The organism is Brevibacterium epidermidis NBRC 14811, from assembly GCF_001570805.1.
Taxonomy (GTDB): domain Bacteria; phylum Actinomycetota; class Actinomycetes; order Actinomycetales; family Brevibacteriaceae; genus Brevibacterium; species Brevibacterium epidermidis.
In genome coordinates this window covers 604,287-616,948 of record NZ_BCSJ01000003.1, presented here as the reverse complement: position 1 = coordinate 616,948, position 12,662 = coordinate 604,287, and the positions used below count along the sequence as shown (strand labels likewise).

Here is a 12,662-nt window from a genome sequence, read left to right as displayed (position 1 = left end):
TCAGGGGGTGGTGCGGAGGGTTCTGGCCAGTTCGCGGCGCTCAGCCTGCTCCTTCGGGTCCGGGACCGGCAGCGACGCGATGAGACGCTTCGTGTAGTCGTTGTCCGGTGATCCGAGCACCTGCTCACCCGTGCCCTCTTCGAGCAGCTCACCGTGGAAGAGCACCCCGATGCGGTCGGAGAGCATATCGACCACGGCGAGGTCATGGCTGATGAACAGGGCCGCGAAGTCGAAGCGGTTCTGCAGCTCGACGAAGAGCTCGAGCACCTTCGCCTGCACCGACACGTCGAGAGCCGAGGTCGGCTCATCGGCGATGAGCAGCTCCGGATCGAGCGCCAGCCCACGCGCCAACGACGCCCGCTGGCGCTGACCGCCTGAGAGCTCGTGCGGATAGCGGGCCGCATACGCCTTCGGCAGCTGCACGGAATCGAGGAGTTCGAACACTCGCTGCGACCTGTCGGACGGGCTCATCTCCCGCCGGTGGATCGCGAACGGTTCGGCGATGCACTCCCCGATCGTCAGGTGCGGGTTGAACGAGGCCGCTGGGTCCTGGAACACGAACCCGATCCGTCGCCGGATCTTCGAGAACTCGCGCTCCTTGAATCCGACCATCTCGTGCCCGAGCACCGAGAGGCTGCCGCCGCTGGCCCTGGTCAGGCCCGCGATCGCACGCCCGATCGTGGTCTTGCCCGACCCCGACTCACCGACGAGCCCGTAGACCTCGCCGGCCTTGATGTCGAAGCTGACCTTCTTTACCGCATGGAAGTCCGATTTGCCGATTCCGCCCGGATAGACGATGTCGAGATCGCGTGCGGTCACGATCGATTCGCGTGCGTCCCTCCCCTTCGCCGAGGCGGTCCCGGCCGAGGTCTCACCCGCTGAGTCGGTGCGGCGTGAACCGGCACCGGCCGATGTCTCACCCGTCGACGACGGATCCCCCGCGGTCGCACCGGACCGGGGTTCCGCCTCGGCGGCGGCCGCCTTGCGACTGCCGGCCACGGTCGACCCGATCCGCGGCACTGCCGCGAGCAGCTCACGCGTGTACTGCTCCTGCGGATCATTGAAGAGCTGCTCGACGGACGAGACCTCGACGAGGTCGCCGCGCAGCATCACGGCCACGCGATCGGCGAGGTCGGCGACGACGCCCATGTTGTGGGTGATGAGGACGATGGCCGTGCCCGTCTCGTCCCGCAGTTCGCGCAGCAGGTCGAGGATCTCCGCCTGCACGGTGACGTCGAGGGCGGTGGTCGGCTCGTCGGCGACGATGAGCTTCGCGCCGAGAGCCAAGGCCATGGCGATGACGATGCGCTGCTTCTGCCCGCCCGAGAACTGGTGCGGATAGTAGTCGAAACGGCTTTCGGCATCGGGGATCCCGACCTGCTGCATGGCCGTGACGACGCGTGCCTTGAGGTCGGCCTTGCTCGCCTTCCTATCGTGGGCGCGCAGGCCTTCGGCGATCTGCCATCCGACCGTGTACACGGGGTTGAGCGCGGTCGACGGCTCCTGGAAGACCATCGCCACATCCCGGCCGCGCATGGCCCGCAGCTCATCGGCGGAGACGCTGAGCACGTTCTGCCCGGAGATGACGATGGCTCCGGAGCGCTGTGCCGTCTCCGGCAGCAGCCCGAGGATGGACCGGGCGGTCACGGTCTTGCCGGACCCCGACTCACCCACGATCGCCAGCACCTCACCGGGTGAGACGCTCAGCGATACGTCTTTGACGGCGTGGACGTCCCCGCCGTCGGTGGAGAAGGTGACGTCGAGGCCGTCGACGTCGAGGATGCTGCCGTTCGCCGAGGCAGTCTGCTCGTGTTTCTGCTTGCTCATGCCGAGACCTCCGCAGGCTTGGTGTTCTTGACCTTGGCTTTGCGTCGCACGCGCAGACGCGGGTCGTTGAGGTCGTTCATCGACTCACCGACCAGGGTGATTCCCAGCACCGTGAGCACGATGGCCAGGCCCGGGAACACCGCCGTCCACCACACGCCGGACGTGACGTCCGGCAGTGCCTTGTTGAGGTCGTATCCCCATTCCGACGCCGAGGTGGGTTCGATGCCGAAGCCCAGGAACCCGAGTCCGGCCAGGGTCAGGATCGCCTCGGAGGAGTTGAGTGTGAAGATCAGCGGCAGGGTCCGTGTGGCATTGCGGAAGATGTGCTTGGAAATGATCCGTGTCTTCGAAGCACCGAGGACGATCGCCGATTCGACGAACGGTTCGGCTTTCAGACGCAAGGTCTCGGCACGGACGACGCGGAAGTACTGCGGAATGAAGACGACCGTGATCGAGAACGCGGCTGCGGCGATGCCGCCCCACGCGCTCGACTGTCCGCCGGAGATCGCGATCGACATGACCAGCGCCAGCAGCAGGGTCGGGAAGGCGTAGACGGCATCGGCGATGACGACGAGGATGCGGTCGAGCCAGCCGCCGATGTAGCCGGAGATGAGTCCGAGGATGACACCGGCGAAGATCGACATAATCACGGCCACGACAATGACGGCTACAGCGGTCTGGGCGCCCCAGACGACGCGGGAGAAGACGTCGTAGCCGCCGACGGTCGTGCCCCAGATGTGAGTGCCGCCGGGTGGCAGTTTCGAGCCGAAGTTGCCCTCGGAGGTGCCCAGCTGGTTGAAGCCGTAGGGGGCGATGAGCGGAGCGAAGATCGCGCAGATGAGCACGATTCCGCACAGCACCAGTCCGGTGATGAGCATTCCGCGCTGCAGGCCGACCGACTGGCGCAGGTGGGAGATGATCGGCAGGCGGGAGAACCAGGATTTTTTGGCCCGGTCATCGAACGCCAGTGCAGGGACACCCGAGCCGGGCGCCTCCTCGGCGAAGGTCTGGGGTGTCTCGTCCGGGACTTGGTTCTGCGGGTTGTCTGGAGTGGTCATCAGTACCTCACTCTCGGGTCGATGAACGCGGCGATGACGTCGACGAGGAAGTTCGTGAACGCGACGATGACGGCGAGGAACACGACGATTCCCTGCACAGCCACGAAGTCGCGGGCGGTCAGATACTCGGCGAGTTTGAACCCGAGTCCCTTCCATTCGAACGTCGTCTCCGTGAGCACGGCGCCGGCGAGCATGAGTGCGATCTGCATACCCATGACGGTGATGATCGGGATCAGCGCCGGACGGTATGCATGCTTGGTGACCAGGCGGTATTCGGAGATTCCGCGGGATCGGCCGGAGTCGATGTACTGCTGTTCGAGCGTGCCGATGAGGTTCGTGCGCACGAGCCGGAGGAACACTCCGGCGGTGAGCACGCCGAGCGCGATGGCCGGCAGCACAGCGTGGGCGAGCACGTCGCCGAGGACGGAGAAGTTGCCGATGCGCAGGGCGTCGATAAGGTAGAACCTCGTCGGCCCGACGACACCGGACATGATGTATTCGGTCTCCGTAGTGCCGCGGCCGGCGACGGGCAGGATCGGCAGGAAGACGCCGAAGATCAGCTTGAGGATCATGCCGGCGAAGAACACCGGGGTCGCATAGCCGAGGATCGCGAGCACACGCAGTGCCGCATCCGGGGCCTTGTCACGGTGGTAGGCGGCGAGCATGCCCAGCGGGATGCCGAGGATGAACGCGACGATGAGCGCGTAGAAGACGAGTTCGACGGTCGCTGCCCCGTAGTTGAGCAGAATGGACGAGACCGGCTGCCCGTCGGAGACCGCGGTGCCGAAGTCACCCTTGAGCAGGTTGCCCAAGTATTCGAAGTACTGGACGAGAATCGGCCGGTCGTAGCCGGCTGCGTGGACGCGCTCGGCCAGTTGGGCCTTCGTCAGGCGTCCGCCCAGCGCTGCGGTGATCGGGTCACCGGTGATGCGCATGAGGAAGAACACCAGAGTGGTGAGAATGAAGATGGTGGGAATGATGAGGAGGAAGCGGATGAGGACATAACGTCCCAGACCGCCTCCCGAGGGCTTCTTGACCGCGACCGAAGTCTCGGCGGCCTCAGCCCCTGGTTCGCTGATGGCAGCAGACATATGTTCCTTTTGGGATGTGTTTCGATGCGCCCGCGGCAAGGGACACCTCGGCAGGATCACTGCAGGTGTACGGACCTCGCCGCGAACGCGCCACGAGGTGCAGGCGAACCGGTCGGCTCACCTGCACCTCGTGTGGGTGATCACTTGCTCAGCAGTGCCAGACGGAACTGGAAAGCGGGGTCGAGGGTGTCATCGACGCCCTTGACGTCCTTGCCGGACACGGCGATCTGGTTGCCCTGCAGCAGCGGCAGGGTCGGCAGTTCGTCGGCCAGCTGACCCTGGATCTTCTTCAGAGCCTCTTCGCGCTTGCCCTCATCAGCGATCGAGGACTGAGCGTTGAGCTCCTTGTTCATCGTCTTGTCACGGTAGTGGTTGGCGAGGAACGACGGAGTCTCATCCGTGTCGTAGAAGAACGGCACGAGGTAGTTGTCGGCATCCGAGTAGTCCGGGAACCAGCCCAGCTGATACATCGGGTAGACGTCGTCGGTGCGGTCCTTCGAGTACTGCACCCACTCGGTCGACTGGAGCTTGACCTTGAACAATCCGGTCTTGTCCAGCTGGTCCTTCACCAGAGCGTACTCATCGCCCGAAGAAGGTCCGTAGTGGTCAGGGTTGTACTGCAGCTTGAGCTCGACCGGGGTCTTGACTCCGGCGTCCTTGAGCGCCTTCTTCGCCTTGTCGACGTCTGCTCCGCCCTCGCCGTCGCCGTATTCGGCCTTCAGCGGCTCGTCGGAGCCGGGAAGCCCGTCGGGCACATGCGAGTACAGCGGGGTGAAGGTGTCCTTGTAGACCTGGCTGGCGATCGCCTGACGGTCGACGGAGTCGGCCATGGCCTTGCGGACCGCGAGCGCCTTCTTCTCATCGGCTTCATCGGTCTTCGCACCGAAGGGCATCGTGTCGTAGTTGAACACGATGTAGCGGATCTCGCCGCCGGGACCCTTGTGGACCTTGAGGTCCTCGTTCTTGCCGAGGTCCTCGACGTCGGTGGCCGAGAGCGAACGCCAGGCCACGTCGATGGTGTTCTCCTGGACGTCGAGCTTCATGTTGTTCGCGTCCGAGTAGTACTTCATCTGCACGGTCTCGGTCTTCGCGGGCTCGATGAAGCCCTTGTAGTCCGGGTTGGCCTTGTAGGTGATCAGCTCGTTGAACTTGAAGCCGTCGATCGTATACGGGCCGGCGAAGGCCTTGCCGTCGACGATCTCCTGGTCCTTCGTGACCTTGTCGGGCGAGAACACGTCTTCGTCGACGATCGGTCCGGCCGCGCTGGCCAGCACTCCCGGCCAGGTCTGGTCGTTCTTGCGCTTGAGGTTGAATACGACGGTCTTCTCGTCCGGGGTCTCCACGGACTTCAGTCCGCCCAGCAGCGAGGAGGGCCCGTTGGGGTCCTGGATCTTCAGCTGCCGGTCGAAGGAGAACTTCACGTCCGAGGACGTCAGTTCGTTGCCGTTGGCGTATTTGAGCCCGTCCTTGAGCTTGACCTCGTACTTCGTCGGCTCGGTGAAGTCAGCCGATTCGGCGATCGAGGGGTTGAGCTCGGCCGTGCCCGGCTTGTAGGCGAGGATATACGGGTAGATCTGCTGTTCGACGAGCGAGCTTCCGTTGTCGTACGCAGCAGCCGGGTCGAGAGCCACGACCTTGTCCGTGGTTCCGACCGTGAGCATTCCGCCCTTGTCGTCCCCGCCGCCTCCTCCGGTCGTCGAGGTCGAGCAGGCGGAGAGGAGCAGAGCTCCGGCTGCGGCGATGGCCACAGCCTTTGCACCGGTTCGTCGTTTCATGGTGTTCCTGTCATTTCAAAAGTGCTCTTCGTGTCTTCTTTGCTCGAAGAGATCCGCACCACATCATACGGTCCCCGTCCCAAATAGTGAACTGACCCACATGAAGTGATCCAGTTCGCAATGACTTCGCAACAATTCGCCGAGGCGGCCCTGCCCGACACAGCGAAACCTCTTTTGCCGGAACGGGAAACTGCGTCGGCGAACGCGATTTGCGTCACCGATGACAATCGGTTTGACTTATGAGGTGCATCACAGAGAACACATGGGAAACACTCGTGATACTGGCCGCTGAATCGCCGGCCGGCGCTCTGGCACAGACGCTAGATAAGCAACACCGTGTCGGCGATCCCGGCGCGGAAGAACGAATGGAGAAGCGTGTCCGCTTTCATCGACTGGCTCAACGGAGTTGTGTGGTCCTCCGCCCTCGTCTACCTGTGTCTCGGCGCGGGTGTCTATTTCACGATCCGCTCCCGCGCGGTTCAGATCCGCCAGATCCCAGCCATCTTCAGGCAGATGTTCAGGGGCAAGAGCTCCAATGAGGGAGTCTCGTCCTTCCAGGCCCTCGCGATCTCTCTGGCCGGCCGTGTCGGCGTCGGCAATATCGCCGGCGTCGCCACCGCCATCGGCTTCGGAGGCCCGGGTGCCGTCGTCTGGATGTGGATCTCGGCCCTCCTCGGCGCTTCGACGTCCTACGTCGAATCCACCCTGGGACAGATCTTCAAGGAACAGGACCCCCGCACCGGTGAGTACCGCGGCGGCCCGGCCTTCTACATCGAGAAGGCCTACCGCCACACCAAGGCCCGCGGCCTGTTCAAGGTCTACGGCATGGTCTTCGCTGCCGTGACCGTCATCGCCATGTCCTTCATGCTGCCGGGCATCCAGTCCAATGCGATCTCCGGCGCCGTCGAGAACGCATGGAGCGTCCCGACCTGGGGCACCGCCATCGCGCTCGTCATCATCATGGGCTTCATCGTCGTCGGCGGAATCAAGCGCATCGCGCACTTCGCTTCGCTGGCAGTGCCCTTCATGGCCGTCATCTACATCATTGCGGCCATCGCCGTGACGATCATCAACGCCGACCAGATCGTTCCGGTCGTCCAGCTGATGTTCACCTCGGCCTTCGGCATCGATGCCGGACCGGAAGCGGCCTTCGGCGGCATCATCGGCATGGCCGTCCAGTGGGGCGTCCAGCGCGGCATCTACTCGAACGAAGCCGGGCAGGGCACCGGACCGCACGCGGCATCGGCTGCCGAGGTCTCGCACCCGTCGAAGCAGGGACTCGTGCAGGCCGGCTCGGTCTACATCGACACCCTCTTCGTGTGCTCGGCCACCGCGTTCATGATCCTCTCGACCGGCATGTACAAGGTCTTCGATGCCGACGGCACCACGATCATCGGCTCCGGTCGCGGACAGATGGTCGAAGAGATCGCTGCGACTCCGGGCGAGAAGTGGCCGCAGGCCGGACTCGACTCGATGATCCACGGCTTCGGCGCCAGCTTCATCGCGATCTCGATCTTCCTCTTCGCACTGACCACGATCGTCGCTTACTACTACATGGCCGAGACGAACCTCGTGTACCTGCTGGGCAAGGTCAAGAACACCTTCGTGCTCGCCGTCGGCAAGCGCGTGCTGCAGCTGCTCATCCTCATCGCCGTCGCCGTAGGCGCGATGTCGGCATCGGGCAGCGCTTGGGCGCTCGGTGACATCGGCGTGGGCCTGATGGCCTGGCTGAACATCATCGGCATCCTCATCCTGCAGCAGCCGGCGTTCAAGCTCCTGCGCGACTTCGAGCGCCAGACCAAGCTCGGCCTGGACCCGGTGTTCGAGCCGGAGAAGATCGGCGTGCGCAACGCCGACTTCTGGGATCAGCGCGTGGCTCGCCTCAAGGCCGGCGAAGCAGTGCCGAAGGGCTGATGCCGCCCCTTGCGATCGGCTGACGACAGGTCGTCAGCCGATACGAGGGACACATGAGGCCCGGGACAATGGCGTCCCGGGCCTTTTGGCATTCACCCTCCGCACTTTGATAGTGGCGAAAAGTCTGATCCTGAGGCGGAAATCAGACTTTTCGCCACTATCAATTGCTTCAGCATGGACAACAGCGGCCGCCGCCCGATATGGGCGACGGCCGCTGTCTCGCTCTCAGTCAGCTGCGAGGGCTCACTTCTTCAGGCTGGTGCCTGCCGAGCCGAGGTTCTGGCAGGCTTCGACGACGCGTTCGGCCATGGCCTTCTCCGCCGCCTTGCCGTAGGAGCGCGGGTCGTAGAGCTTCTTGTCGCCGACCTCGCCGTCGATCTTGAGCACTCCGTCGTAGTTGCGGAACATGTGCTCGACGACGGGGCGGGTGAAGGCGTACTGGGTGTCGGTGTCGATGTTCATCTTCACGACTCCGTGGCGGACCGCCTCGGCGATCTCCTCTGCGCTCGAACCCGAGCCGCCGTGGAAGACGAGGTCGAAGGGATCTTTCTTGCCGACCTCGGCGCCGACTTTCTCCTGGATCTCACCGAGGAGCTCGGGGCGCAGCTTCACATTGCCGGGCTTGTACACGCCGTGGACGTTTCCGAAGGTCAGAGCCGTGAGGTAGCGGCCCTTCTCGCCGGTGCCCAGCGCCCGCGCGGTGGCCAGTCCGTCCTCGACGGTGGTGTAGAGCTTGTCGTTGATCTCGTTCTCGACGCCGTCCTCTTCGCCGCCGACGACGCCGACCTCGATCTCGAGGATCGAGTGCGCGGCTGCCGATAGCTCGAGCAGCTCCTCGGCGAGGACGAGGTTCTCGTCGAGGGGTACGGCCGAACCGTCCCACATGTGCGACTGGAAGTAGGGCTCGCCGCCGTTCTTCACGCGCTCGGTCGACGCGGCGAGGAGGGGCTTGACCCAGGCTTCGACGGCGTCCTTCGGGGCGTGGTCGGTGTGCAGCGCGATGTTGACGTCGTAGCTCTTGGCCACCTCGGCGGCGAAGACGGAGAACGCGATCGCACCGCGCACACGGTCCTTGACCGTCGGCCCGGACATGTATTCGGCGCCTCCCGTGGAGATCTGCACGATGCCGTCGGAACCGGCTTCGGCGAAGCCGCGGATGGCGGCGTTGATCGTCTGCGAGGAGGTGCAGTTGATCGCGGGGTAGGCGAAGCCCTGGGTCTTCGCGCGGTCGATCATCTCGGCATACACTTCGGGGCTGGCAATGGGCATACTTGCTCCTTGGTCGGGGTCGGCCGTTTCTGCTGCCACCAGCCTACTCGTTCCGTCCTGCCCATGGCAGGAGGTCCCAACGGGACCTTCCCTCGCCGAGGATGCCCACCCCTGGCATGGCCCGTGAACGATGAAACCGCTCGACCGGTCGGTCGAGCGGTTTCATCAGAGGTGAGCCGCCTCGGTGCGGGTCAGGACTCGGTGTCCGGAGGGGTCTCCGCCTCCCGGGTCGGGACCTCGCGGACGCCGCGCTTGGTCTCTCGGGAACCAGACTTCGATCGCTGTTTGCCAAGCAGACCCTGCGAACTGCTGAGGCGGTAGTCGATGCGTTCGTCGACCTTCTCGCCCAGGTACTCGTCGAAGTCGTCGGCCAGGTGCTCACCGACCGCACGGTAGCGAGCGGCCCGTTCGATCGCGGCCGTCCGCTTGGCCTCCATGCCGAAGGCCTTGAGGGTCGAGACGCAGACGAGCAGCAGCACGATCGAGAACGGCAAGGCTGTGACCAGTGACCCCGCCTGCAAGGCGGTGAGCCCGCCGGCCATGAGCAGTGCGATGGCGATCGCGCCCTCCATCAGCGCCCACAGCACGCGCGACCAGATCGGCGGGTTCGGGTGACCGCCCGAGGCGAGCATGTCGACGACGAGCGAGCCCGAATCCGAGGAGGTGATGAAGAAGATCGCCACGAGGATGATCGCGATGACCGAGAGGATCGAGCCCAGCGGCAGGTCGCCGAGCACGTCGAAGAGGACACGCTCGGCGACGACTCCCTCATCCGGATCGACGAGATCGCCGGAGCCGAAGATCTGACGGTAGATACCGGTTCCTCCGAGGACGGAGAACCAGAAGAAGCCGACGATCGAAGGGACGAGCAGGACGCCTGCGATGAACTCGCGGACGGTGCGCCCGCGGGAGATGCGGGCGATGAAGACACCGACGAAGGGTGCCCAGGAGATCCACCAGCCCCAGTAGAAGAGGGTCCAACTCGAGTTCCATTCGGCGCCTTCCTTGCCGGAGTAGGCACCGATGTCGAAGGTCATGTTGAGGACGTTCGCCAGCCAGACGCCGAGCGATTCGACGAAGTTCTGGAACAGGAACAGAGTCGGGCCGAAGACGAGGACCGTGACGAGCAGGACGCCGGCCATCGTGAGGTTGATGTTCGACAGCCACTTGATTCCTGCGCCCACACCCGTGACCACCGAGGTGGTGGCGAGGAGGGTAATGATAACGATGAGGATGATGAGGAACGGTTTTCCATAGTCGCCGACGACCTCGATGTGTTTGAGACCCGCCGAGATCTGCTTGACGCCGAGGCCCAGCGAGGTGGCGATACCGAAGACGGTGCCGAAGATCGCGATGACGTCGATGACGTCGCCGGCCCAGCCCTTGACCTTGTTTCCGAGCAGCGGCTCGAGCGCCCAGCGGATCGACAGCGGGCGACCGCGGCGGTGGATGGCGTAGGCCAGAGCCATACCCAGCACGGCATAGAGAGCCCAGGGGTGCAGACCCCAGTGGACGAAGGTCTGTGCCATGCCCATCTGGGCGTTCTCGATCTCGCCGCCGGGCCAGCCGGGCTTCGGTCCGGTCGTCGCATAGGTCAGGGGTTCGGCCACACCGTAGAAGACGAGGCCGATGCCCATACCGGCAGCGAAGAGCATGGCGAACCAGGACATGACGCCGAATTCGGGTTCGTCGTCGTCCTTGCCGAGCTTGATCTTGCCGAACTTCGAGAAGCCGACGACGATCGCGAAGCCGACGAACAGCCCGACGACGAGCATGTAGTACCAGCCGAGCTGAGTGACGATCCAGTTCTGGATGTTCGAGATGACATTGCCGGTGCCCTCGGGCAGTGCCACGGAGAATACGACGATGCCGACGATGATGATCAGCGCCGGCCAGAAGACGCGCGGGGCGATCATGCCCTTGCCGATGCGCACTCCCTGGCGCTGCAGCTTCTGAGTGATCGCGTCATCGGAATCGGATTCGCCGATGTGGTACTTCTCAGGCAGGTGCAGTTCGACGGGGTCGGGTTCGCCGAACAGCAGCTGCTCTTCTGGACCCGGGCCGAGCCCGTTACCCGGCTGGGAGTTCGTGTCGGAGTCGCTCACTTCGTCCTCCTGATCGAATGATGGGATTACCGCTTCACTCTGCCCCATTCCTCAGCCACCTTCAAGGCAACTTTCAGCTGGAACCCGCATGCCAGGGGTGTTATCCCTGGTCACGAATGGAGTTCATCAGTTCCGGAATCGGGAGACATTACTTAAGGGAATGAAAGTGCGAACGAGAGAATCAGCCCGAGATTGAGACCTCGTTTCGGACTCTGCATTCAGTACAGTGGCCTCATGGCCTCGACTCTGACTCCGCCCGGTTCGGGAACCGGTTCGGGCAATCGCCTGCGCATCTTCAACTGGGCTCTATGGGACTGGGGTTCGGCGTCCTTCAACGCCGTGATCATCACCTTCGTCTTCGCTCCGTATCTGACGAAGTCCGTCGCAGCCACCGAGGAGGCAGGCTCCTCGGCCTTGGGCTGGTCGATGGCCGCGGCCGGTTTCGTCATCGCCGTCATCGCTCCGGCCGCCGGCACCCGGGCCGATGCCGGAGGTCGGCATCGCCTGTGGCTGGGCGTGCACACGGCAATCGTCGTGCTCACGATGTTCGGGCTCTTCTTCGTCCGCGATTCCCCCGACTATCTGTGGCTGGGTCTGCTGCTCCTGGCCGTGGGCAGCGTCTTCTTCGAATTCGCCGAGGTGTCCTACAACGGCATCATGGTCCGCATATCCCACCCCGACAACGTCGGCAAGGTCTCCGGATTCGGTTGGGGCATGGGCTACGTCGGAGGGCTGGTCCTTCTCGTCATCCTCCTCGTCCTCGTCATCCAACCCGAGGTCGGCTTCCTCGGCGCCAGCGACGAGGAGGGACTGCGGTTCCGTATCGTCGCGGTCCTGTCCGCCGTGTGGTTCGCAATCTTCGCGATCCCCGTCCTGTTCTCGGCACCGGGAGCGAAGGTCAAGGGCACGTCGGGCGGGCACCCGATCCGGGCGTTCATCGCCGACTATGCGGCCCTCGTGCGCCGGCTGATCCGGATGTGGTCGACGGAGCATCAGACACTGCGGTTCTTCATCGCCTCGGCGGTGTTCCGGGATGGTCTGGCTGCGATCTTCTCGTTCGCCGGTGTGCTCGCGGCCGGCAGCTACGGGTTCTCCGCTTCGGAGATCATCATCCTCGGTGTGGCAGCGAACGTCGCCGCCGGTGCCGGTGCGATGATCGCCGGGTGGTTCGACGATCGGCTCGGGCCGAAACCCGTCATCATCGCCGGTCTCATCGTCATCATCGCAGGTGGGCTGCCGATCCTCTTCAGCGCCGAGGCGGCCGTGTTCTGGGTCTGCGCCCTGATCCTGAGCTTCTGCGTCGGTCCGGTCCAGGCGTCGAGCCGGTCGTTCCTGGCCCGCATCACTCCGCCGGAGTCGGCCGGGGAGAACTTCGGCCTCTATGCCACGACCGGACGAGCCGTGAGCTTCCTGGGGCCCGCGATGTTCGCCTTGGCGATCACGATCTTCGGCTTCCAGCGGGCGGGAACGCTGGGCATCCTCATCGTTCTGGCTGTTGGTCTGGCGCTCATCATCCCGGTGCGACCCGACGCCCCGGCGCATTCCATGCAGGCGCGCACGGAGGGCTGAGACCCGTTTCCTCAGCACCGGGAACCGCGATGCCCGGCATCGCCCTGGTCCCCC

General features: G+C 64.4%; 8 protein-coding genes. 2 read left to right on the top strand and 6 right to left on the bottom strand.

From position 1 onward, the window contains the following. From BEP01S_RS04370 to BEP01S_RS04355, 4 genes are all read right to left on the bottom strand, one after another. On the bottom strand, positions 1-1,827 hold the full coding sequence (locus BEP01S_RS04370; protein ID WP_062240801.1) for a dipeptide ABC transporter ATP-binding protein: 1,827 nt from the start codon (positions 1,825-1,827) through the stop codon (positions 1-3). Next, positions 1,824-2,885, bottom strand: coding sequence for an ABC transporter permease (locus BEP01S_RS04365; RefSeq protein WP_236853216.1), 1,062 nt, complete (start codon positions 2,883-2,885; stop codon positions 1,824-1,826). Before BEP01S_RS04365 ends, BEP01S_RS04370 begins: the two co-directional genes overlap by 4 nt. Continuing rightward, positions 2,885-3,976 (bottom strand): ABC transporter permease, encoded by a 1,092-nt coding sequence (locus tag BEP01S_RS04360; RefSeq protein WP_062240799.1) that lies wholly within the window; start codon positions 3,974-3,976, stop codon positions 2,885-2,887. The genes BEP01S_RS04365 and BEP01S_RS04360 overlap by 1 nt, the downstream gene beginning before the upstream one ends. Before the next feature lie 140 nt (positions 3,977-4,116). Next, the gene (locus BEP01S_RS04355) at positions 4,117-5,751 is read right to left on the bottom strand and encodes an ABC transporter substrate-binding protein (RefSeq protein WP_062240796.1); all 1,635 of its coding nucleotides are present in this window, start codon (positions 5,749-5,751) and stop codon (positions 4,117-4,119) included. Positions 5,752-6,126: 375 nt separating this feature from the next. Here BEP01S_RS04355 and BEP01S_RS04350 point away from each other — a divergent pair, with 375 nt between their 5' ends. Then, positions 6,127-7,665 carry an alanine/glycine:cation symporter family protein gene (locus tag BEP01S_RS04350; RefSeq protein ID WP_062240795.1) on the top strand — a complete coding sequence of 513 codons (1,539 nt, stop codon included), beginning with the start codon at positions 6,127-6,129 and terminating at the stop codon, positions 7,663-7,665. A gap of 243 nt (positions 7,666-7,908) precedes the next feature. On the opposite strand, the gene fbaA is transcribed toward BEP01S_RS04350, so the two are convergent. Continuing rightward, positions 7,909-8,934 (bottom strand): class II fructose-bisphosphate aldolase, encoded by a 1,026-nt coding sequence (gene fbaA / locus BEP01S_RS04345; RefSeq protein ID WP_062240792.1) that lies wholly within the window; start codon positions 8,932-8,934, stop codon positions 7,909-7,911. 191 nt (positions 8,935-9,125) lie between these two features. After that, a complete protein-coding gene (locus tag BEP01S_RS04340; RefSeq protein ID WP_083532510.1) occupies positions 9,126-11,087 on the bottom strand; it encodes a BCCT family transporter in 1,962 nt (653 codons plus the stop codon). A gap of 186 nt (positions 11,088-11,273) precedes the next feature. Between BEP01S_RS04340 and BEP01S_RS04335 the strand changes: the two genes are divergently transcribed. Beyond that, complete coding sequence (locus BEP01S_RS04335) at positions 11,274-12,608, top strand: MFS transporter (protein WP_062240791.1); 1,335 nt, start codon at positions 11,274-11,276, stop codon at positions 12,606-12,608. The last annotated feature ends 54 nt before the right edge of the window (positions 12,609-12,662 follow it).

Excerpts from the sequence above, each read along its gene's own strand:
- BEP01S_RS04335 (WP_062240791.1), top strand. The coding sequence starts at position 11,274 with ATGGCCTCGACTCTGACTCCGCCCGGTTCGGGAACCGGTTCGGGCAAT.
- BEP01S_RS04360 (WP_062240799.1), bottom strand. The coding sequence starts at position 3,976 with ATGTCTGCTGCCATCAGCGAACCAGGGGCTGAGGCCGCCGAGACTTCG.
- fbaA (WP_062240792.1), bottom strand. The coding sequence starts at position 8,934 with ATGCCCATTGCCAGCCCCGAAGTGTATGCCGAGATGATCGACCGCGCG.
- BEP01S_RS04340 (WP_083532510.1), bottom strand. The coding sequence starts at position 11,087 with ATGGGGCAGAGTGAAGCGGTAATCCCATCATTCGATCAGGAGGACGAA.
- BEP01S_RS04365 (WP_236853216.1), bottom strand. The coding sequence starts at position 2,885 with ATGACCACTCCAGACAACCCGCAGAACCAAGTCCCGGACGAGACACCC.
- BEP01S_RS04355 (WP_062240796.1), bottom strand. The coding sequence starts at position 5,751 with ATGAAACGACGAACCGGTGCAAAGGCTGTGGCCATCGCCGCAGCCGGA.
- BEP01S_RS04370 (WP_062240801.1), bottom strand. The coding sequence starts at position 1,827 with ATGAGCAAGCAGAAACACGAGCAGACTGCCTCGGCGAACGGCAGCATC.